Source organism: Halobacteriovorax sp. RT-2-3, assembly GCF_047085075.1.
In the GTDB taxonomy this organism is placed as follows: domain Bacteria; phylum Bdellovibrionota; class Bacteriovoracia; order Bacteriovoracales; family Bacteriovoracaceae; genus Halobacteriovorax_A.
Genome location: NZ_JBKIYF010000003.1, coordinates 529,377 through 550,298, shown reverse-complemented (window position 1 = coordinate 550,298; position 20,922 = coordinate 529,377). Strand labels below are relative to the sequence as shown.

Below are 20,922 nucleotides of genomic sequence, written 5' to 3'. Positions count from 1 at the left end.
TACTAAACTAAGTAATAACGCAGGAGTAAAAGATGGCAAAAGAATCTTTTGACAGAAGTAAGCCCCACGTAAACATTGGTACGATCGGGCACGTTGACCACGGTAAGACAACTCTTACAGCGGCAATTTCAATCACATTAGCTAACGCACTTGGTGGTGCCGTAAGAAAATTCGACGAAATCGATTCAGCACCAGAAGAAAAAGCTAGAGGTATTACAATCAATACTTCACACATTGAATACGAAACAGCTAACAGACACTACGCACACGTAGACTGTCCAGGTCACGCTGACTATGTAAAGAACATGATTACAGGTGCAGCACAAATGGACGGAGCGATCCTAGTATGTTCAGCGGCTGATGGGCCAATGCCACAAACTAGAGAGCACATCCTTCTTGCACGTCAGGTAGGTGTACCAGCGATCGTAGTATTCTTAAATAAAGTAGACCAAGTAGACGACGAAGAACTACTTGAGCTAGTAGAGATGGAAGTAAGAGAACTTTTATCTTCATACGACTTCCCAGGTGACGATATTCCTATCGTAGCTGGTTCTGCACTTGCAGCTCTTGAAATGAGAGACGATGCAATTGGTAAAGATAAAGTTCTAGAGCTTATGGCACAAGTTGATGAGTACATCCCAACTCCAGCTAGAGCAACAGACCTTGACTTCCTAATGCCAGTAGAAGACGTATTCTCAATTTCAGGACGTGGTACAGTTTGTACAGGACGTGTTGAAAGAGGGATTATCAAAGTTAACGAAGAAATCGAAATCGTTGGTATTAAAGAAACAACTAAAACAACTGTAACTGGTGTTGAGATGTTCAGAAAGCTTCTTGACGAAGGTAGAGCAGGTGATAACGTTGGTCTTCTTCTACGTGGTGTTAAGCGTGAAGAAGTAGAGCGTGGTCAGTGTCTAATCAAGCCAGGTTCAGTAAAGCCACACGCGAAATTTAACTGTGAAGTATATATCCTTTCAAAAGATGAAGGTGGACGTCACACTCCAATCTTCAAAGGTTATAGACCACAGTTCTACTTCAGAACAACAGACGTAACAGGTGATATTACACTTGCAGACGGTGTTGAAATGGTTATGCCAGGTGACAACACTTCTTTCGCAGTAGAGCTAATTACTCCAATCGCGATGGAAAAAGGTCTTAAGTTCGCAATCCGTGAGGGTGGTAGAACAATCGGTGCTGGTACAGTATCTGAAATTCTAGACTAATTTTTAGTTAAATATTGGGGTGATTTTTAAATCACCCCTTTTTTATGCTCAATATTTTGAATTGACGCGTAAAAAATATATGGCCTAGCGTAAAAATAATTTGACAATAGGCCCAAAAAAACAGTAAAAGTCAGGTTCAACTTTTAAAATTGATAATAGGATGAGTATGAAAGCTTCTAAGTTAAGAATTAAATTACGCGCATATGATCACAAGCTTCTAGATAGCTCAGTTGATGAGATCGTACAAACAGCTAAAGAGACAGGCGCAAGAGTAGCGGGTCCAATCCCATTACCAACAGAAATTAACAAGTTTACAGTTCTTAGAGGACCTCACAAAGATAAAAAATCTCGTGAGCAATTCGAAATGAGAACGCACAAGAGACTAATTGATATCGTTGATCCAACTCAACAAACTGTTGATAGCCTAATGAAGTTAGATCTATCAGCTGGTGTTGACGTAGAGATCAAGTACTAGTATAAACGAAAAAAATTTTTATTATTAACCATGCATGCATCTCTTGGAGAAGAGTGATGCTGTGGAGGCAAAATGACAGAAGAAACTCAAGCAGTTGAGACTACTGCTACTGTATCGCTTAATACTATCTATGGTGTTAAAGCTGGTATGACAAGAATCTTTGATGAAGCTGGGAATCACGTTCCAGTTACAGTTATCAAGTTAATTCCTAACAAAGTTACACAAGTTAAAACTTTAGACAAAGATGGTTACGAGGCTTACCAAGTAGGTTACTACGAAAAAAGAGAAAAGCTTGTAAACAAGCCAACTCAAGGTCACCTTAAAGCTGCTAATGTTGAAAATAACTTTGTAAAATTTGCAGAAGTTAGAACAGAAGGCGTAGATGCTGCTAACTTAGGTAAAGATCTATCTCTAGAGTCATTTGAAGCTTCTACATATGTTGATGTAACAGGTACATCAAAAGGTAAAGGGTTCCAAGGTCAAATGAAGCGTCACAACTTCAAAGGTGGACCTGCTACTCACGGTTCTAAGTTTCACAGACGTGGTGGTTCGATCGGTAACAGAGCGACTCCTGGTAAGGTTTGGAAGAACAAAAGAATGCCTGGTCACATGGGTTGTGACACAAAAACAATCCAAAACATCAAGGTTGTTGAAGTTAATCAAGATAAAGGATACATGCTACTTAAGGGATCAGTACCTGGTTCTAAAAATGGTTTTGTAAGAATTGCAAAAGCACTTAAGAAGTAATTGTAGGCTGAGGTAAGAAGTTATGAGTGATGTAACAGTATTAAATTCGAAATTTGAAAATGCAGGAACACTTACTGCTCCAGTAAGCTTAACTGCTGAAGATATTAATGTAGCGGCTGTTCACCAGGTTGTTAAAGCTACTCTAGCGGGAAGAAGACAAGGTAATGCTTGTGTTAAAGGTCGTTCAGATGTTAGCGGTGGTGGTGCAAAACCATTCAAGCAAAAAGGTACAGGTAGAGCTAGACAAGGTTCAATTAGATCGTCTCTTATGGTAGGCGGTGGAACTGTTCACGGTCCAAGCCCAAGAAGCTATGTTCAAAAAGTTAACAAGAAAATGGCAAAGGTTGCAATTCAATCTGTACTTGCTGACAAACTCCAAGCTGGAAAGTTGACAGTAGTAGATACAATTGAATCAACTGGTAAAACTAAAGAAATGTACACTCTATTAAACGGTAAGGGTTTACTTCCTGCTTTAGTAGTAACTGCTGATAAAAACTCACCAGCTCTTAGAGCAGTGAAGAACTTACAGTGGGGTAAAGGGATGGCTGTAGAAGGTTTCTCTGTATACGAAGCAGTAAAATTTGAAAACCTAGTTATCGAAAAGAGTGCATTAGAAACCCTATTAAATAAGTTGGTGTAGATTATGGCGACGTTAGAAAATGTATTAAAGAAACCACTTATCACTGAAAAGACTTCTGTTGCTACAGACAGCCAGAACCGTTTTGGTTTTGTAGTTGATCTTAAAGCAAACAAGCATCAAATCAAGAATGCTGTTGAAGCTCTATATGATGTGAAAGTTTTAAATGTAAAGACAAACATCACTCCAGGTAAAGTTAAAAGAGCTGGTAAAGGTGTAAAAAAGACTAGTAAATTCAAGAAGGCTTTCGTTCAATTAGCGGAAGGTCAAAAGATTGAATTTTTTAAAGGTGTTTAACTAGTTAGCTGAGGAAATTATGGGTATTAAAAGATTTAAACCAACAACTCCTTCACTAAGAAAGATGCAAGTCGTAAATAGTGATGAGTTAACAAAAGGTGTAAAGCCAGTTAAAGGCCTTACAGCTGTTAAGAAAAATTTTGCAGGTAGAAATAACTCTGGACGTATCACTGTTAGACACAGAGGTGGTGGAGTTAAGAGAAGATACAGAATTATTGATTTCAAAAGAAATAAAACAGATATCCCTGCAACTGTTCAAGCGATCTCTTACGATCCGAACAGAACTTGTAATATTGCACTTATCGCTTACTTAGACGGTGAAAAAAGCTACATCCTAGCTCCACTTGGTCTAAAAGTTGGTGATAAGGTAATCGCTTCTGCAGATGCAGATATTAAAGTAGGAAATGCTAAGAAGCTTAAGGACATTCCAGTTGGTACTCTTGTACACAACGTAGAAATGTACCCAGGAGCTGGTGGTCAGCTAGCACGTTCTGCTGGTTCTTACGTTCAAATTATGGCTAAAGAAGGTCGTTTTGCTCTTCTTAGAATGCCATCAGGTGAGCTTAGAAAAGTTGAAGTTGATTGTGTAGCAACAATCGGTCAAGTTGGTAATCTTGATCATGAAAAACGTAACATTGGTAAAGCTGGACGTAAGAGAAAGCTTGGTTTCAGACCAACTGTACGTGGTGTTGCTATGAACCCAGTTGATCACCCACACGGTGGTGGTGAAGGTAGAACTTCAGGTGGACGTCATCCAGTATCACCATGGGGAACACCAACTAAGGGTTACAAGACTAGAACTAATAAGAGAACTGATAAGTTCATCGTTAAGAGAAGAAAGTAGTAGGAGATTAATATGGCCCGTTCATTAAAAAAAGGTCCATTTGTTGATATTAGCTTAATGAAAAAAGCTCTACAAATGCAAGAAGAAGGTAACAAAGGTAACAAAGTGATCAAGACTTGGTCTAGAAGATCAACTATTGTTCCTGAGTTCATCGGACTTACTTTTGCCGTTCACAACGGAAAAAAATTCATACCGGTTTATGTAACAGATAACATGATTGGACATAAATTAGGTGAATTTGCACTAACTAGAACATACTTCGGTCACGGTGCAGATAAGAAAGCTAAGAAGAGATAGTAAAGTTAGAGTTGAATAAGGAGAGGTCAGATGGCCATTACAGTTAGAAACAGTAGAGTTGGTATCGCACCAAGAAAAGTAAGACAGGTTTGCGATCTAATTAGAAAGAAGAAAGCTTCTGAAGCGCTAAAAATCTTACGCTTCCAAGAGAAGAAAGAAATTGCACTTGTTTTAACAAAATTAATTAATAGTGGATTAGCTATCGCAGCTGATTCTGAGAAGTATGATCTAGATAACCTAGTTATCGGTACAATTAAAGCGGACGAAGGTCCAACTTTAAAGCGTATTCAGCCAAGAGCTCAAGGTCGTGCGTTCAGAATTAGAAAAAGAACTAGTCACATAACAGTTGAACTAAAAGAAGCATAGGATAAATTATGGGACAAAAAGTACATCCATACGGTTTTAGATTAGGTTATATTAAGTCATGGCATTCAAACTGGTTTGCTAACGATAGAGAATACGGTGAAACACTTCACGAAGATCTAGCGATTAGAAACTACATTGAAAAAAACATGAAAAATGCTTCTGTAGCTAATATCGAATTATCAAGAACTTCAAACCAGGTTAAGGTAACTGTTTATACAGCTAAGCCAGGTGTTGCTATTGGTAAAAAAGGTGCAGGAATTGAGAAAATTAGAAACGACCTTAAGAAACTTACTAAAGGTACACTAATCTTCAATATTGCAGAAGTTAAGAGACCAGATGCGGAAGCTAAGTTAATCGCGGAAAACATTGCAGGTCAGCTTGAAAAACGTGTAGCTTTCAGAAGAGCAATGAAGAAAGTTATGCAGTCAGCATTCAGAGCTGGTGTAAAAGGTATCCGTGTTAGAACAGCAGGACGTCTTGGCGGAGCTGAGATGGCAAGAGCTGAAGGTTATACAGAAAGAAAAGTTCCACTACATACTCTTAGAGCAGACATTGATTACAATACTGCTGAAGCTCACACTACATACGGTGTTATCGGTGTAAAAGTTTGGGTTTACAAAGGTGAGATCTATAAGTAGTAGGAAATTCGTTAGTGAATTTATTTTATTGAGGTAAATATGTTAAGTCCAAAGAAAGTAAAGTGGCGTAAGCAGCAGAAAGGAAGAATGAAGGGTAAGGCGAACCGTGGAAATACTATCACGTTCGGTGAATTTGCTATACAAGCCCTATCATGTGGGTATATAACTAACCGTCAAATTGAAGCTGCCCGTATTGCAATGACAAGAAAGATCAAAAGAGGTGGTAACGTTTGGATCAAGATCTTCCCAGATAAGGTCCTTACTAAGAAGCCAGCTGAAGTTCGTATGGGGAAAGGTAAAGGTTCTCCAGATTCTTGGGTTGCAGTTGTAAAACCAGGAAGAGTAATGTTTGAAATCAAGCACATCGATCCTGAGCTAAGTAAACAAGCACTTAAGCTTGCAATGTATAAACTACCTGTAAAGACTAGAATTATTTCTAGAGAGCAGCAGGAACTTTAAATCGTTAAGAGGAAGTTATGCAAAAGTTAGAATACAAAGATATAAGCGGTTTAAGCGGTAAAGAAATTGATGCAAAAGTAGCTGAAATGAGAAGAGCGATTTTTGATATCAACATGTCTAAAACGACAAGTGGTATCGAAAAACCTCATGAGCTAAAACTTGCAAAAAAGAATATTGCTAAATTATTAACAGCAAAAAATGCTAAAGGTGAGTAACCATGAGTACAAATACGTTTAAGAGAAAGCTAGATGGTGTAGTTGTTTCTGTAAAGAATGAAAATACAGTTGTTGTGAATGTTGCTAGACGTTTCAAGCACCCTGTTTACAGCAAATTCGTTACAAAAACTAAAAAGTACCACGCTCATAACGTAAGTTTAGAAGCGAATCTAGGTGACAATGTAACAATTATTGAAAGTAAACCTTATTCAAAACTCAAAAAGTGGGAACTGTTAAAGGTAAATAAGTAGGGCTTAATAAGCCTATTTTAGGAGTTAGTAATGATCCAAATGCAAACTAAGTTAGAAGTTGCTGATAACTCTGGAGCTAAAGAAGTAAAGTGTATCAAGGTTCTTGGTGGTTCAAAAAGAATGAACGCAAATCTTGGTGACATTATTGTTGTAGCAGTTCAGCAAGCACTACCAGGTGGAAAAATTAAAAAGGGTGATGTTAAGAAAGCGGTTATCGTTAGAACTAAGTACCCAATTAGAAGAGAAGACGGTTCATACATCAGATTTGATAAGAACAGCGTTGTAATACTAAATAATAACAATGAACCAGTAGGGACACGTATTTTTGGTCCTGTTGCGAGAGAGTTAAGAAACAAGAGCTTTACGAAGATCTGTTCTTTAGCGCCAGAAGTTCTTTAATCAAGGTTCAGTGAGGAAGTTATGCAAAAGCTAAAAGTTAATGATAATGTTGTAGTTTTAACAGGTAAAGACAGAGGCAAAACTGGTGAAGTTAAGAAAATCAACTTCAAGACCAAAGTTGTTTATGTTGGTGGTGTTAATCTAGTAAAGAAAGCAATTAAACCAACTCAAGAGAACCCAGCTGGTGGTATCGTAGACATTGAAGCACCACTTCACATCTCAAATGTTGCTGTAGTTAGCCCAAAAACAAATAAGGCTACTAGAGTAAAAATTGAAGAAAAAGATGGTAAGAAGGTTAGAGTCGCTGTGTCTTGTGGATCAGTACTGAGTTAAGGATAGAGGCAAAAATGAGCAGATTCAGAAAACTATATAATGACGAAATTAAAAATAAAATGACTGAGAAGTTTGGTTATAAGAATGTTAACCAAATTCCTAAGCTAGAAAAGATAGTAGTTAACTGTTGTACAAGAGACGCAGTAACTAACTCTAAAGTTGTTCAGTCGATTGTTAACGATCTTGGTACTATTACTGGTCAAAAGCCAGTTGTAGCTAAGGCTAGAAAATCAGTTGCTGGTTTCAAAATCAGAGAAGGTATGGCCTTAGGTGCAAACGTTACTCTTCGTGGTGATAGAATGTACGAATTCCTTGATAGACTTGTTAACATCACTCTTCCAAGAGTTCGTGACTTTAGAGGTGTTTCTTCTAAAGGTTTTGATGGAAAAGGTAACTACACTTTAGGTTTAAAAGAGCAGATTATTTTCCCAGAAATTTCTTACGATCAAATTGATAAAGTAAGAGGTCTAGGAATCTCAATCGTAACTACTGCTGGAAACAACGAAGAAGGTAGAGAGCTTCTAAACCTTTTTGGTATGCCTTTTAACAAGTAATTGAGGATAATGTAATGGCTAGAAAAGCGAAAATTGAAAGTAACAAAAAAAGAGCTAAGCTTGCTGAAAAATACGGTACTTTAAGAAAAGAACTTAAAGCTGCTATTATCAATGAAAATCTTTCTGACGAAGAAAGATTCGAAGCGATGATCAAGCTACAGAAACTACCAAGAAATTCAGCTGCAATTAGAGTAAGAAATAGATGTGAATTAACTGGTCGTCCACGTGCTTTCTATAGAAAGTTCAAACTATCAAGAATTCAATTTAGAGAGTTAGCACTTAGAGGAATGATCCCTGGTGTAACTAAGTCAAGCTGGTAATGGTTGAGGAGACGAAATTATGATGACTGATCCTATTGCAGATATGTTAACAAGAATTAGAAATGCAATTAATGCTGGACACGATAGAGTGGAATTTCCAGCTTCGAAAATGAAAGCAGGTGTTTGTAAAGTTATGAAAGACGAAGGTTATATTCGTTCATTCAAAATTATTGCAAAGAGCCAATCAGATATTAGAATCAAAGTATTACTTAAAGACGACGCTATCGTAGGTCTTGAGAGAGTTTCTAAACCAGGTCTTAGACAGTATCGTGGTTACAAGGACATCTCTAGAGTTATTAGTGGTCTAGGTACTTCAATCCTATCAACTTCTAAAGGAATTATTTCTGATAGAGAAGCGAGAGCGACTAAAGTTGGTGGTGAAGTAATCTGTAATATTTGGTAGTAGGGAGCGAGTAATGTCACGTGTAGGAAAAAACCCGGTAGTAGTTCCTGAGAAAGTTCAGGTTACAATAAATGGTACAAATGTATCAGTTAAAGGACCTAAAGGTGAGCTAGAGTACACTTTTAATGATAGAGTGACTTTTGCACAAGAAGGTAATGAAATTAAAGTAACTCCTGTTGATGAGTCTAAAAAGTCTCGTGCAATGTGGGGTACAGCAAGACAAATCGTTTTCAACATGGTAACTGGTGTTACTGATGGATTTGTTAGAAAGCTAGAATTCAACGGTGTTGGTTATAAGGCAGCTGTTAGTGGTGATACATTAACTCTTAACCTTGGATACTCACATCCAATTGAATATGTTCTTCCAGAAGGTGTAGCAGCGAAAGTTGCTGGTAAAGAAATCGAACTAACTGGTAGTAACAAAGAACTAGTTGGATTTGCTGCTGCAAAGATCCGTTCATTCAGACCACCAGAGCCATATAAAGGTAAAGGTGTTAAATACGCTGAAGAAACAATCGTAAGAAAAGCTGGTAAATCTGGCGGTAAGTAATAAAAAGTAGCCTGAGAATGGCCCGCAGTGAGGGCCTAGGGTGAGGAGTTTAAAATGATTAGAAAGCCTTATGGTAAAGCTGGTAAAGCAAGTACAGCTAGAAAAATTAGAAGAAAACTTGCTATCCGTAAGAAAGTAAACGGAACATCTGAGAGACCACGTCTATCAGTTAACCGTACAAACAAGCACATCACAGTACAAGTAATTGACGATGTTGCTAACAAGACACTTTTCAGTGTTCAAACTTATGGTAAAAATGCTGTTGAAGGAAAAAGCAATATTGCTGGTGCAACGCTTGTTGGTGCAAAACTTGCTGAAAACCTAAAGTCTAACAATATTTCAACTGCTGTATTCGACAGAAACGGACTTAGATACCACGGTGTAATCAAGGCTGTTGTTGAAGCTGCTAGAGAAAATGGAATTCAAATTTAGGAGTAAGTGATGACTGAAGAAAATAAAAGCGTTGAAAAAACAGTAAAAGCAGAACCAAAGAAAAGACAAGCTTCTAAAAAAGCTCCAGCGAAAAAGCGTCAAGCTAGCTCAATGGACGTTGAACTTGAAGAAAGAGTTGTTGCTGTAAATAGAGTTGCAAAGGTTATGAAGGGTGGTAGAAGATTTTCTTTCAGTGCTCTAATGATCGTTGGTGATAAAAATGGTCGCGTAGGTTACGGTCTTGGTAAAGCTAAGGAAGTTCCTGAAGCAATCAGAAAAGCTACTCAAGCTGCACAAAAAAGCATGATTTCAGTACCAGTAGATGCAGGAACTATTCCTCACTCAGTACTAGGTGAATTTGATGCTGGTAAGATTCTATTCAAACCTGCTGCAGAAGGTACAGGGGTTAAGGCTGCTGGTGCATGTCGTTCAATCCTTGAACTTGCTGGTGTTAAAGACGTTCTAACGAAGTCTTTAAGAGGTAACAACCCACATAATATCGTTAAGGCAACTTTTGACGCTCTTAAACAATTAAGATCTGTAGAAGAAGTAGCTAAGGCACGTGGTAAAGAAGCTAAAGGCTTAAGAATTAAAGGTTAATTGAGGTTGATATGACAGCGAAAACAATTACAGTAACATTAAAGAAAAGTACTATTAAATGTACTGAAAAGCAGAAAGCTACAGTAAGAGGCCTAGGTCTAAGAAAAACTGGAACTTCAAGAACTTTAGAAAACACTTCTGCTGTTAGAGGGATGATCAAGAAGGTAATTCACCTTTTAGACATTCAAGAATAAGCGGTATTAGTTGATTAAGAGGTAAATATGTTAACTTTAAATAACTTAAAAAGTCCAAAAGGTGCACATAAAAACATTAAGAGAATTGGTCGTGGACAAGGTTCAGGTCAAGGTACTCAAGCTGGTAAAGGGCACAAGGGTCAAAAGGCTCGTGCTGGTGGCGGTGTAAGAACTGGTTTCGAAGGTGGAGCAATGCCACTTTACATGCGTCTACCAAAAAGAGGTTTCTCTAACGCACCATTTAAAACTGAGTATGCTGAGGTATCTCTTGCTACATTAGAAGCTAAATTTGATGGCGGAGACGTTACAAAAGAAGCTCTAATTGAGAAAGGTATCCTTAAGGGTGCAGATAAAAGACGTCCAGTGAAAATTCTTGCTAACGGAGAGCTTTCAAAATCGTTAAATTTTGTTAATATTGAAAAGTTTTCTAAAGGTGCTCAAGAAGCAATCGAGAAAGCTGGCGGAAAAATAGCAACAAAATAGATAAAAGGATCGTCTGATGTCAAACGCTCAAGGAAAACTTGAAGAGCTTAAGAAAAAAGTCTTTTTTACTTTTTTATTATTAGTAGTATATAGATTGGTTGCGCAAATTCCTGTACCAGGAGTTGATGCGCAGGCGATCTCTTCTTATTTTGCGGAAGCTGGTGGGGGAAGTCTTTTTGACCTTATCAACACTTTTAGTGGTGGTGCCTTCAAGCGTTTCTCAGTTTTAGCACTGGGGATTATGCCGTATATTACTACTTCAATCATCTTTTCTCTTTTAGGTGAGGTTATACCTCAAATCCAAGAGCTACAAGAAGACTCAGAAGGTAACAAAAAAATTCAAAAGTGGACTAGGTATGCAACAGTAATTCTCTGTTGCATACAAGGTTACTCAATGGCTGCTGTGTTCGAGACATTTGTTTCTCCTGGCGGTGCTAGAGTTATCCCTGAACCAGGTATGCTTTTCAGAATTGTAACAATGATCACTCTGGCTGCAGGAACAATGTTCTTACTTTGGCTTGGTGAGCGTATTACAGAATTTGGTTTAGAAAATGGTGTTTCTCTTATTATCTTCGCAGGTATTGCAGTTGAGCTACCTTCTGAAGTTATTCAAAAGATTACACTATTTAGAAACGGTGAAATGGGTGGACTAGAACTACTTACTTTCGTGGCCGTAATTGTCGTTGCATTCTTTGTTGTTGCATTCATCGAAAGGGCTTTCAGAGCCGTTCCGGTTCAATATGCTAAGCGTGTTGTTAATAATAGAGTGTATGGTGGAAATCAGACACTTCCGATGAGAGTTGATACAGGTGGAGTTATGCCTCCGATCTTAGCTTCTTCTCTGCTAGCAGCGCCTGCAACTTTTGCTACTTTTATCCCTGCAGACAGTGTGTTCAAACCATACTTTGATACAATTCAACAAAGTTTGGCACCAGGGCAAATTTTATTTAATATTCTTTTTGCAACTCTGATTGTGTATATGACTTATTTCTATGCACCAATCCAATTCAAAACGAAGAAGATTTCAGAAATGTTACAAAAGAATAATGCTTTTATCCCAGGTATTAGACCAGGTGATAAAACAAAAGAATATTTAGACACGTTATTAAATCGTTTATCATTTTTTGGCGCTCTATTCTTAATCTTTGTTTGTATTGTTCCTTCACTAATCACAGGGGCTCAGACAAGATTTGGTGGTACATCAATGCTAATCTTAGTATCTGTATCAGTTAGAGTTATGATGAATGTTCAATCGTTTATGTTTGCTGATAAGTATGAGATGTCATACAAATCTAAAGGTAAATATAACGGTAACAATAGAAGGTTCTAATCCATGGCACCACAACTAATTTTAATTGGAGCTCCTGGATCAGGAAAAGGTACTCAAGCTAAGAATATAGTTTCAGAGCTTGGGTACACACATGTTTCTACTGGCGATTTATTAAGAGCAGAAGTTGCTAAAGAGTCTGACCTTGGTCGTAAAATTAAAGCGGTCATGGATTCAGGCGAATTAGTAAGTGACGAATTAGTATTAGATCTTCTAAAGGCTAATTGTGCTGTTGAGAAATCAACATATATTTTTGATGGTTATCCAAGAAACCTTGTTCAAGCAAAGGATTTAGATAGCGCTCTACTTGGTGGAGTACAATCTAAAGCAATTTACTTTGACATTGCACTAGATACTTTAGTGGAGAGGATTGTTAATAGACGTGTAGCTCCTGTTAGTGGTGAGATTTACAATCTAAAAACAAAGCCACCAAAAGTTGAAGGTAAGTGTGATGTTTCTGGAGAGGACCTTGTGCATCGTAAAGATGATAACGAGGATACAGTAAGGACTAGAATGAAGGTTTTTACTGACAACATCGAGCCAGTTCTTGAGTACTATGAGTCTCAGGGACGCCTTGTTAGAGTAGACGCTACAAAAGGGCTTGATGAGATTTTTGAAGAAATTAAAAAAATTGTTAAATAATTTATTATATAAGTAATTCGTCTTGCAATATGGCCCTGAGTCATATATAAGCAATTACTTTAGGTTTTGTATTATATGAGTAATCAGGAAACGATTGAAGTTGAAGGTGAAGTTACTGAACTTCTTCCTAACACTAAATTTAAGGTTAAATTACCGAATGGACATTCTGTTATTGCCCACATTAGTGGAAAGATGAGAATGCACTTTATAAAGATTTTACCTGGAGATAAGGTACTTGTTGAGATTAGCAAGTATGACTTAACGAAGGGCCGAATTACATATAGAAGTAAAAAACGCTAGTGTAGAATTTACGAGGTTGTTATGAAAGTTAGAGCATCTGTAAAGCCGATGTGCAAAGATTGTAAAGTTATTAAAAGAAGAGGCGTACTTAGAGTTGTATGTAAGCAACCTAAGCACAAACAAAGACAAGGTTAATCATAGGAAAGGAGTGTAGCTATGGCGAGAATTCTTGGTGTTGATATTCCTAGAAATAAGGTAATGAAAATTGCCCTTCAGTCAATTTACGGTGTAGGACCGAAAGTGGCTCAGGAAGTATTAGAAAAAACAAACATCGATTCAAACAAAAATTCAAACGAACTAACTGAAGAAGAAGCAAACGAAATCAGACTTCTTCTTGAAAGTGAGTACACTGTTGAAGGTGACTTACGTAGAGAAGTTGGTCTTAACATTAAACGACTAAAAGACTTAGGTTGTTACAGAGGGATCAGACATAGAAAAGGTCTTCCTGTAAGAGGTCAAAGAACTTCTACAAATGCTCGTACTCGTAAGGGGCCAGCTGTTGCAATCGCAGGTAAGAAGTCTATTAAGTCAATGAAGTAATTGTTAGGAGTTAATGATGGTTAAGAAAACAGCTTCAAAGAAAAAAGTTAAAAAGAATATTTCGAGAGGTATTGCTCACATTCAATGCTCTTTCAATAATACAATCGTTACGTTCACAGATATGAACGGTAACGCTATTTCATGGGCTTCTGCTGGTCAATTAGGATTCAGAGGGTCTAAGAAATCGACTCCATTCGCGGCACAGATGGCTTCTATGGAAGCAGCTAAAAAGGCTATGGAGCACGGACTATCTACTGTTGAAGTAAGAGTTAAAGGTCCGGGTGCAGGTAGAGAAAATGCTGTAAGAGCATTTATCGCTGCAGGCCTTAAAATCACTTCTGTTGCTGACAGGTCACCAATTCCACACAATGGATGTCGTGCACCGAAAAGAAGAAGAGTATAATTTTATAGATTTATATTAAGGAGTTGTCTGTGGACACATTTACAGCAAAAAATTGGACAGGAATGATAAGACCAGTAGCTTTGGAAATGGATAACGATAAGCTAACTAATACTTATGGTAAGTTCGTTGCTAAGCCACTAGAAAGAGGTTATGGACAAACTCTTGGAAACTCTTTACGTCGTGTACTACTTTCTTCACTTCAGGGTGCAGCTATTGTTGCAATCAGAATTGATGGTGTTGAGCATGAGTTTGGTACAATCAACAACGTAAAAGAAGAAGTTTCTGAGATTATTCTTAACCTTAAAGAAGTTCACTTTAAGATTAAAGATAAAGAGCAGGTAACTCTTACTCTTGAGAAATCGGTAGAGGGTATCGTTACTGCTGGTGACATTTCTGAGTCTGCAAATGTTGAAATTTTAAATCCAGAGCACGCAATCTGTAACCTTTCAACTGGTGGATCTATTAAGATGGAACTACTTGTTGCAAGAGGAAAAGGATACGTAACAGCTCTAGATAATAAAGAATCTTTTGATCTTCCAATCGGTTGGATTTATCTTGATTCTCTTTTCTCACCAGTTGCACGTGTTAACTATACAGTTACAAACTCACGTGTTGGTAAGAGAACAGATTTTGATAAGCTTACTCTAGAAGTTTGGACTAACGCAGGTGTTGAACCTTCGGATGCAGTAGCTTATTCAGCGAAGATCCTAAGAGACCAACTTGCTGTATTCCTAAGCTTCGAAGATGAAGAAGAAATCACAAGAATGGAAACTAAGCCTAAGAAGCAACAAAATACTGCTAATGCAGCTCTATTAAAGCCAGTTTCTGAGCTTGAGCTGTCTGTAAGATCTGCAAACTGCTTGCAGAACGCAGATATTAAGTATATCTATGAGCTAGTTTCTAAGACTGAAGGTGAGATGCTAAGAACTAAGAACTTTGGGCGTAAGTCACTAAATGAGATTAAAGAAGTACTTTCTCAAATGGGACTAGGTCTAGGTATGAAAGTTGATAGCATCATGCAAGATCTAAAAGAAGAATAAAAGTTGTTATAAGTTGAGGTAGAGATATGAGACATCAAAAACATAAGTATAAACTAGGTGTAAGTCCTTCACACAGAGTTGCAATGGTTAAAAACCTTGCTTCTGAAGTTATCGACCACGGTATGATTAAAACTACTCTTACAAGAGCTAAAGCAATCAAGCCAGTAGTTGAGAAATTAGTAACTCTTTCAAAAAATGATACTGTTGCTAACAGAAGACTTGCATTCAAAAAACTTAATGATAAGAATGCTGTAAACAAGCTATTTACTGAGCTTGGGCCAAAATTCAAAGAGAGAAATGGTGGTTACACTAGAATCATGAGACTTTCTGAGAATAGAGTTGGAGATAACTCTAAAATGGCATACATCGCATTTGTTGATTAATTTTTAATTCGAATGAGTTAGATAGACCCATCATATTAACGTATGATGGGTTTTTTTATTTAAAACTTTTTTCTAAAATATATGACTACATCTTCTAAAGTTTCTATTATTTTTATTATTGTTGCTATCACACTGGGATATTCTATTTACCATAAAGGTAAAATTGATTCTTATGTAGATAAGAGTCGAGACTATATTCTTAAGTCACTTCCAAGTGTGAAACTGGATAATTTTGCTGATAATTCTGAGGTTGAGCTACAGGATTTAGCACGTAATTCAAATGGTTTAGTAGTTCATTTTTGGGGAACTTGGTGTGCTCCTTGCGAAGCTGAATTTCCGGAATTTGTAGATTTTGCACGCAAATTAGAAGAAAAAAATGTAAAAGTTGTTTTCATGGCCGTTAAAGATGACGATATGAAAATTAAAAAATTTCTTAAAAGATTCAATGACTTACCGTCTAATTCAATAGTTATTCATGATCAAGCAGGAATTTCTATGAGTAAATTAGGTGTTGTTAAGGTACCGGAGACTTTCGTCTTCGATTCAAAACTTGAGCACAGAATTATGTTTAAAGGTCCGCAAGATTGGAAAATGGATTCATATTTTGTTCGTGTTCTTAGTTACTTAGGCGTGAAGTAAATTAATAATATTTCTTTAAATTCGTCTATTTTTTTATCATTCATAGTTAAGTTTTATTAAATTCTGCCGAAAAGTTTTACAGACTTTGCTTTGGCCAATCGTTTTTTGTGCCAAAGAATTAAACATCGGAGAATAAAAATGATCAACTGGAATGAACTAAAAGGACTTCATGTTATTTCTAAGCTCGAAGAAGTAATTCATAAGTGGTTTGGTGTAGAGGTTTTCTATGCTGATACTCATTTTAAGATTAGAAGTTCGCATACAGATAAGGACTATAACTTTAAGAATCTTTTCTTTGAGACGCAAATGTCCCTTCCACATGGTTATGATTTTGTTACTGCTGATGTTGAAAGATTTAGTGATGAATTAAGTCAGTCTGGTGAAGTTGTCATGATCTTTGACTCTTATTTTCCAGGTGTAAAGATGATGGGAACAAAAATTGAAATTGAAGGTGAGTATCATGGTACGGTTTTCGCTTTCCCATTTCTAAAAAGTACATTCACTGAAACTGAAGAAAAAGAGCTTGTGGCAGCACTAATTGAGCATGGTGCATCTCCAGAGGCAGCACAAGAATGTGTTAATGAAACAAGAAGATTATTCCCGAGAGAAATTGAATATTTAAAAGAATTAGTTGAGCTAGTCGCTGGTGAAATTTCTACATTTCACTATGAGATTTCTAAGCGTGAAGAAAGAATTCATATGCTTAACTCAGAGCTTGGTGAAAAATTTCGCTACCATAATATGATTGGTAAATCGAAACAAATGCAGAAGATTTATTCACTATTAGAGAGAATCTCAACAAGTGAATCATCTGTTCTTATTCAAGGTGAAAATGGTACAGGTAAGGAACTAGTTGCTAAGGCCGTACACTTTGCTTCTCCTCGTAAGGATGCCCAGTTCTTAGCTGTTAACTGTTCTGCATTCAACGAAAACCTTCTAGATTCAGAATTATTTGGTCACGTAAAAGGATCATTTACAGGTGCTCATAAAGAAAAATCAGGTCTTTTCGAATTAGCAAATGGTGGAACACTATTTCTTGATGAGATTGGGGATACTTCACTGTCTATGCAGGTAAAGTTACTTCGAGTTCTTCAAGAAGGAACGTACCTGCCTGTTGGTGCTGATTCACCTAGAAGAACTGATGTTCGTATTATTGCAGCAACAAACAAAGATCTTAAAACAATGATGGCCAAAGGTGAGTTCAGAGAAGACCTTTATTATAGAATTAACGTTCTTAACGTAAACCTTCCTCCATTAAGGGATAGGAAAGAAGATATCCCAGTACTAATGGAGCACTTTCTTAAGAAGAAGTGTGATGAGTCGGGAATGCCGATGAAGTCATACTCTAAGAAGTGTATGGAGAAGATGCTAGATTACCCATGGCCAGGTAACGTACGTCAGCTTGAAAATGAAGTTGAAAGATTAGTTGTACTTGCTGGAGACGAAAAATCGATTACTCCAGATAATCTAAGTCCACAACTTCTTGATCATGGTGCTGCTCCTGTTGAGTCAACTAGAGGTGTAAACACCGCAGGTAAGCTAAAAGATGCTCTTCAAGAATTAGAAATTATTATGATTCGTGAAGGACTTAAGAGATGTAATTTTAATAAGTCTAAGCTTGCAAAAGAGCTTGGGATGTCTAGGGCCAGCCTTATTATGAAAGTTGATAAGTATGGGCTAGATAAGCGTGCGAAAGCAGGTAATGAATAGATAAAACACATCAAAATAAAAAGATAGACACTTTTAGGCCCTCTCCGAGGGCCTTTTTATTTATATTTCTATAATTTCAATGATTTAACCCCTCGAAAATAACGCAATGTGATTGGGCAAATTGTCTTTTAAGGGTGTAATATGCTCGGATAATTTAATTACATAGAATCTCGAAAGAGAAAATGGTGGAGGGGATGTATGTCAACAACCAGCGAAAATATATTAGAGCAAAAAAGAGCTCTTTTAATCGACAGAAGAATGCAGGCCGAGCTTGGTGGTGGTGAAGCGAGAATCGCAAAGCAACACGAGCAAGGTAAGTATACTGCAAGAGAAAGAATTGAAAGACTTGTTGATCCGGGTACTTTCATTGAGTTTGATAAATTTGTTACACATCGTTGTGTAAACTTCGGAATGGAAAAGAAGAAGTTTTACGGAGATGGTGTAGTTACAGGTATTGCAGAGATTAACGGACAGAAGATTGCTGTTTATTCTCAAGACTTTACTTGTTGGGGTGGAGCACTTGGTGAAGCTCACGCAAGAAAGATCTGTAAGATCATGGACTTCGCTCTTGATAACAGAATTCCAGTTATTGGTATTCAAGATTCAGGTGGAGCTCGTATTCAAGAAGGTGTTGATGCACTTGGTGGATACGCGGAAATTTTCTACAGAAACGTAAAGGCTTCTGGTGTAATTCCTCAAATTTCATTAATCATGGGACCTTCAGCAGGTGGAGCAGTTTATTCTCCAGCTGTAACTGACTTTATCTTCATGGTTGATAAGTCATCTTATATGTTTGTTACAGGTCCAGATGTTATCAAGACTGTAACTCACGAAGAAGTAACAAAAGAAGACCTTGGTGGTGCAACAGCACACTCAGAAAAATCAGGTGTATGTCAGTTTAAGTGTAAAGACGAAGACGAGACATTTGAAAGAGTAAGAGAGCTAATGAGCTATATCCCTGCTTCTAATTTCAAGAAGCAAGCGCCTAAGTATACTTCAGATCCTGTTTATAGAGATAACTCTAAACTAAAAGAAGTAGTTCCAGGTAATCCTAAGAAGCCATATGATATGAAAGAAGTAATTCTTGATATTGTTGATGATGGACACTTCTTAGAAGTACATAAAGATTATGCAAGAAATATCATCGTTGGTTTCGCATCAATTGGTGGAATTAAAATTGGTATCGTAGCAAATCAACCAGAAGTACTAGCTGGTGTTCTAGATATCGATTCTTCTTGTAAAGCAGCTCGTTTCATTAGATTCTGTGATGCTTTCGATATTCCAATTGTTTCACTTGTAGACGTTCCAGGTTTTTTACCAGGTACAGTACAAGAGTACGGTGGGATCATTAAGCACGGTTCTAAGCTTCTATATGCGTACGCAGAAGCGACTGTTCCATTAATCACTCTTATTACAAGAAAGTCTTACGGTGGAGCTTATGACGTTATGGCATCTAAGCACATTCGTTCAGACGTAAACCTTGCCTACCCAACTGGAGAAATTGCAGTTATGGGTGCTGAAGGTGCAGTAAATATTGTATTTAGAAAAGAACTTCAAGGTCTTGAAGGTGAAGCTTTTGATCAGAAGAAAGCTGAGCTAGTTGCTAACTATGAGAATAACTTTGCTAACCCATACGTTGCAGCTGAAAGAGGATATATCGACGCAGTAATTCTTCCAGAAGAAACAAGAAAGCGTTTATATGAATATCTAGTTGTTCTAAAAGATAAGAACGTTGACCGTCCAAAACGTAAACACGGGAATATTCAATTATGATGATCAGACAGCCAAAGAACATGGAAAGAAGAGTATTAATTGCTAACCGTGGAGAGATTGCTTCACGTGTTGCAAAAGCTTGTCGTGAGCTTGGGCATACTGCAATTGGTATTTATACTGATAACGAACCTCAAGGAACTCACTTACAATTTTGTGACGAATGGGTTTACCTACAAGGTAAAACAAATGCTGAGACATACCTTAATGTTGAGAAGCTAGTTGCTCTTGCAAAGGAAGTTAATGCTGATGGTGTACACCCAGGTTATGGTTTCCTTTCTGAGAATAGAGATTTTGCAAATGCTCTTTCAGATGCAGGTATTACTTTTATTGGTCCACACGTTGAGGCCATCAGAGTTATGGGTGACAAGGCAACATCTAAGAAGCTAGCGAATGATGCTGGTGTTCCTACTGTTCCTGGTACAGATCACGCTGTTCCAACTGTTGATGAAGCAGTTGAAATTGCAAATAGAATTGGTTACCCAGTTCTTCTTAAAGCTGTTGCCGGTGGTGGTGGACGTGGTATGCGTGCCTGTAAAGACGAAACAGAAGTTCGTGCTCAATTTGAAGCTGTTGGACGTGAGTCGATGGCAGCTTTCAATAATGGGGATCTATTAGTTGAAAAACTAATTGTTAATCCTCGTCACATTGAAGTTCAGATTCTTGCAGATAAGAAAGGTAATACTTTCCACTTCTTTGAAAGAGAGTGTTCAGTTCAAAGAAGACACCAAAAAATTATTGAAGAAGCACCGTCTCCATTTATTGGAAATGATGAGCAGTTACGTCAAAGCGTTTGTGAAACAGCTGTAAAGCTTGCAAAAGCTGTCGATTATGATTCTGCTGGTACAGTTGAATTCATCATGGGTGAAGATAAGCAATTCTATTTCCTAGAAATGAATACTCGTATTCAGGTAGAGCACCCGATTACTGAGGAAATTACTGGAATGGATCTTATCGTATGTATGATCCAAGCAGCTTTTGGTGATGAGTTAGGTATTCCTTCTCAAGAATTTATTAGAAGATCAGGACATGCGATTGAATGTCGTATCTGTGCAGAAGATCCAATTACAATGCTTCCTGCGCCAGGACTTGTAACAGGATTTGAGACAAACTTCCCACAAGGAACTCGTTTTGATCACTGTCTATATAAAGGGTTAGAAGTAACTCCAGACTTCGATCCAATGGTTGGAAAGCTTGTTTGTAAAGGAATTGTTCGTGACGTTGCTGTTAGAAAAATGAATGCAGCTCTTGATGGATTATTCATTGAAGGACTTAAAACAAATCTTCCTCTTCTAAAAGAAATTATGACTGAGAAGAACTTTGTTGATGGTCACTACTCAACAGCTTACATTGGTGAAGTAGCACCTCAGAATAACGTGAAGACAGACCTAGATCATATTAAGCTTTATACGATCATCGCTGGTTCTGAAGCACGTAGGATGGGTATCTAA

The 20,922-nt window shown here is 37.4% G+C and carries 34 protein-coding genes; all 34 read left to right on the top strand.

Annotated features, from left to right (window positions below; genetic code table 11):
* Positions 1–32 precede the first annotated feature (32 nt).
* The 34 genes from tuf to ACMAYX_RS13025 all read left to right on the top strand — a co-directional run bounded on the left by tuf (position 33) and on the right by ACMAYX_RS13025 (position 20,922).
* On the top strand, positions 33–1,223 hold the full coding sequence (tuf, locus tag ACMAYX_RS13190) for an elongation factor Tu (RefSeq protein WP_393022178.1): 1,191 nt from the start codon (positions 33–35) through the stop codon (positions 1,221–1,223).
* Between the two features lie 166 nt (positions 1,224–1,389).
* The gene (rpsJ, locus tag ACMAYX_RS13185; protein WP_021265868.1) at positions 1,390–1,698 is read left to right on the top strand and encodes a 30S ribosomal protein S10; all 309 of its coding nucleotides are present in this window, start codon (positions 1,390–1,392) and stop codon (positions 1,696–1,698) included.
* A gap of 72 nt (positions 1,699–1,770) precedes the next feature.
* Positions 1,771–2,445 (top strand): 50S ribosomal protein L3, encoded by a 675-nt coding sequence (gene rplC / locus ACMAYX_RS13180; protein ID WP_021265983.1) that lies wholly within the window; start codon positions 1,771–1,773, stop codon positions 2,443–2,445.
* A 22-nt stretch (positions 2,446–2,467) separates the two neighbouring features.
* Complete coding sequence (gene rplD, locus ACMAYX_RS13175; RefSeq protein ID WP_103219249.1) at positions 2,468–3,085, top strand: 50S ribosomal protein L4; 618 nt, start codon at positions 2,468–2,470, stop codon at positions 3,083–3,085.
* Between the two features lie 3 nt (positions 3,086–3,088).
* Complete coding sequence (gene rplW, locus ACMAYX_RS13170) at positions 3,089–3,379, top strand: 50S ribosomal protein L23 (protein ID WP_103219250.1); 291 nt, start codon at positions 3,089–3,091, stop codon at positions 3,377–3,379.
* Between the two features lie 19 nt (positions 3,380–3,398).
* Positions 3,399–4,223 carry a 50S ribosomal protein L2 gene (rplB, locus tag ACMAYX_RS13165; RefSeq protein ID WP_103219251.1) on the top strand — a complete coding sequence of 275 codons (825 nt, stop codon included), beginning with the start codon at positions 3,399–3,401 and terminating at the stop codon, positions 4,221–4,223.
* A gap of 12 nt (positions 4,224–4,235) precedes the next feature.
* Positions 4,236–4,520 carry a 30S ribosomal protein S19 gene (gene rpsS / locus ACMAYX_RS13160; protein ID WP_021266332.1) on the top strand — a complete coding sequence of 95 codons (285 nt, stop codon included), beginning with the start codon at positions 4,236–4,238 and terminating at the stop codon, positions 4,518–4,520.
* A 30-nt stretch (positions 4,521–4,550) separates the two neighbouring features.
* Positions 4,551–4,886 (top strand): 50S ribosomal protein L22, encoded by a 336-nt coding sequence (gene rplV / locus ACMAYX_RS13155; RefSeq protein WP_103219252.1) that lies wholly within the window; start codon positions 4,551–4,553, stop codon positions 4,884–4,886.
* A gap of 8 nt (positions 4,887–4,894) precedes the next feature.
* Positions 4,895–5,524 carry a 30S ribosomal protein S3 gene (gene rpsC, locus ACMAYX_RS13150; protein ID WP_021265986.1) on the top strand — a complete coding sequence of 210 codons (630 nt, stop codon included), beginning with the start codon at positions 4,895–4,897 and terminating at the stop codon, positions 5,522–5,524.
* A 39-nt stretch (positions 5,525–5,563) separates the two neighbouring features.
* Positions 5,564–5,983, top strand: coding sequence for a 50S ribosomal protein L16 (rplP, locus tag ACMAYX_RS13145; RefSeq protein ID WP_021266311.1), 420 nt, complete (start codon positions 5,564–5,566; stop codon positions 5,981–5,983).
* 17 nt (positions 5,984–6,000) lie between these two features.
* On the top strand, positions 6,001–6,198 hold the full coding sequence (gene rpmC / locus ACMAYX_RS13140) for a 50S ribosomal protein L29 (RefSeq protein ID WP_103219253.1): 198 nt from the start codon (positions 6,001–6,003) through the stop codon (positions 6,196–6,198).
* A 2-nt stretch (positions 6,199–6,200) separates the two neighbouring features.
* A complete protein-coding gene (gene rpsQ, locus ACMAYX_RS13135; RefSeq protein ID WP_021266428.1) occupies positions 6,201–6,449 on the top strand; it encodes a 30S ribosomal protein S17 in 249 nt (82 codons plus the stop codon).
* A gap of 30 nt (positions 6,450–6,479) precedes the next feature.
* Positions 6,480–6,848 (top strand): 50S ribosomal protein L14, encoded by a 369-nt coding sequence (gene rplN / locus ACMAYX_RS13130; protein WP_103219254.1) that lies wholly within the window; start codon positions 6,480–6,482, stop codon positions 6,846–6,848.
* A 21-nt stretch (positions 6,849–6,869) separates the two neighbouring features.
* Positions 6,870–7,181 carry a 50S ribosomal protein L24 gene (gene rplX, locus ACMAYX_RS13125; RefSeq protein ID WP_103219255.1) on the top strand — a complete coding sequence of 104 codons (312 nt, stop codon included), beginning with the start codon at positions 6,870–6,872 and terminating at the stop codon, positions 7,179–7,181.
* 14 nt (positions 7,182–7,195) lie between these two features.
* Complete coding sequence (gene rplE, locus ACMAYX_RS13120) at positions 7,196–7,735, top strand: 50S ribosomal protein L5 (RefSeq protein ID WP_103219256.1); 540 nt, start codon at positions 7,196–7,198, stop codon at positions 7,733–7,735.
* A gap of 14 nt (positions 7,736–7,749) precedes the next feature.
* Positions 7,750–8,055 carry a 30S ribosomal protein S14 gene (rpsN, locus tag ACMAYX_RS13115; protein ID WP_103219257.1) on the top strand — a complete coding sequence of 102 codons (306 nt, stop codon included), beginning with the start codon at positions 7,750–7,752 and terminating at the stop codon, positions 8,053–8,055.
* Between the two features lie 22 nt (positions 8,056–8,077).
* Entirely contained in the window at positions 8,078–8,458 is a 381-nt protein-coding gene (gene rpsH / locus ACMAYX_RS13110) for a 30S ribosomal protein S8 (RefSeq protein ID WP_040313878.1), read from the top strand.
* Between the two features lie 13 nt (positions 8,459–8,471).
* The gene (gene rplF, locus ACMAYX_RS13105; protein WP_103219258.1) at positions 8,472–9,008 is read left to right on the top strand and encodes a 50S ribosomal protein L6; all 537 of its coding nucleotides are present in this window, start codon (positions 8,472–8,474) and stop codon (positions 9,006–9,008) included.
* A 54-nt stretch (positions 9,009–9,062) separates the two neighbouring features.
* Positions 9,063–9,440, top strand: coding sequence for a 50S ribosomal protein L18 (gene rplR, locus ACMAYX_RS13100; protein WP_146037929.1), 378 nt, complete (start codon positions 9,063–9,065; stop codon positions 9,438–9,440).
* Between the two features lie 111 nt (positions 9,441–9,551).
* Positions 9,552–10,040 (top strand): 30S ribosomal protein S5, encoded by a 489-nt coding sequence (rpsE, locus tag ACMAYX_RS13095; RefSeq protein WP_233189739.1) that lies wholly within the window; start codon positions 9,552–9,554, stop codon positions 10,038–10,040.
* An 11-nt stretch (positions 10,041–10,051) separates the two neighbouring features.
* The gene (gene rpmD / locus ACMAYX_RS13090) at positions 10,052–10,234 is read left to right on the top strand and encodes a 50S ribosomal protein L30 (RefSeq protein WP_103219260.1); all 183 of its coding nucleotides are present in this window, start codon (positions 10,052–10,054) and stop codon (positions 10,232–10,234) included.
* 27 nt (positions 10,235–10,261) lie between these two features.
* On the top strand, positions 10,262–10,717 hold the full coding sequence (rplO, locus tag ACMAYX_RS13085; protein ID WP_103219261.1) for a 50S ribosomal protein L15: 456 nt from the start codon (positions 10,262–10,264) through the stop codon (positions 10,715–10,717).
* A gap of 16 nt (positions 10,718–10,733) precedes the next feature.
* A complete protein-coding gene (gene secY, locus ACMAYX_RS13080) occupies positions 10,734–12,047 on the top strand; it encodes a preprotein translocase subunit SecY (protein ID WP_412472280.1) in 1,314 nt (437 codons plus the stop codon).
* Between the two features lie 3 nt (positions 12,048–12,050).
* On the top strand, positions 12,051–12,686 hold the full coding sequence (locus ACMAYX_RS13075; protein ID WP_103219263.1) for an adenylate kinase: 636 nt from the start codon (positions 12,051–12,053) through the stop codon (positions 12,684–12,686).
* Between the two features lie 75 nt (positions 12,687–12,761).
* Entirely contained in the window at positions 12,762–12,986 is a 225-nt protein-coding gene (gene infA / locus ACMAYX_RS13070) for a translation initiation factor IF-1 (RefSeq protein ID WP_021266177.1), read from the top strand.
* 21 nt (positions 12,987–13,007) lie between these two features.
* Positions 13,008–13,121, top strand: coding sequence for a 50S ribosomal protein L36 (gene rpmJ / locus ACMAYX_RS13065; RefSeq protein ID WP_021266475.1), 114 nt, complete (start codon positions 13,008–13,010; stop codon positions 13,119–13,121).
* Positions 13,122–13,142: 21 nt separating this feature from the next.
* Positions 13,143–13,526, top strand: a complete 384-nt coding sequence (gene rpsM, locus ACMAYX_RS13060) for a 30S ribosomal protein S13 (protein WP_103219264.1) — start codon at positions 13,143–13,145, stop codon at positions 13,524–13,526.
* A 16-nt stretch (positions 13,527–13,542) separates the two neighbouring features.
* Entirely contained in the window at positions 13,543–13,929 is a 387-nt protein-coding gene (rpsK, locus tag ACMAYX_RS13055; protein WP_021266246.1) for a 30S ribosomal protein S11, read from the top strand.
* 29 nt (positions 13,930–13,958) lie between these two features.
* Positions 13,959–14,969, top strand: coding sequence for a DNA-directed RNA polymerase subunit alpha (locus ACMAYX_RS13050; RefSeq protein WP_103219265.1), 1,011 nt, complete (start codon positions 13,959–13,961; stop codon positions 14,967–14,969).
* A 26-nt stretch (positions 14,970–14,995) separates the two neighbouring features.
* Entirely contained in the window at positions 14,996–15,352 is a 357-nt protein-coding gene (gene rplQ, locus ACMAYX_RS13045; RefSeq protein WP_021266273.1) for a 50S ribosomal protein L17, read from the top strand.
* A gap of 81 nt (positions 15,353–15,433) precedes the next feature.
* Positions 15,434–15,991, top strand: a complete 558-nt coding sequence (locus ACMAYX_RS13040) for a TlpA family protein disulfide reductase (RefSeq protein WP_103219266.1) — start codon at positions 15,434–15,436, stop codon at positions 15,989–15,991.
* 138 nt (positions 15,992–16,129) lie between these two features.
* On the top strand, positions 16,130–17,701 hold the full coding sequence (locus ACMAYX_RS13035; protein WP_103219267.1) for a sigma-54 interaction domain-containing protein: 1,572 nt from the start codon (positions 16,130–16,132) through the stop codon (positions 17,699–17,701).
* A 198-nt stretch (positions 17,702–17,899) separates the two neighbouring features.
* Positions 17,900–19,474 (top strand): acyl-CoA carboxylase subunit beta, encoded by a 1,575-nt coding sequence (locus tag ACMAYX_RS13030; protein WP_392990464.1) that lies wholly within the window; start codon positions 17,900–17,902, stop codon positions 19,472–19,474.
* Positions 19,471–20,922, top strand: a complete 1,452-nt coding sequence (locus tag ACMAYX_RS13025) for an acetyl/propionyl/methylcrotonyl-CoA carboxylase subunit alpha (RefSeq protein WP_103219269.1) — start codon at positions 19,471–19,473, stop codon at positions 20,920–20,922. Before ACMAYX_RS13030 ends, ACMAYX_RS13025 begins: the two co-directional genes overlap by 4 nt.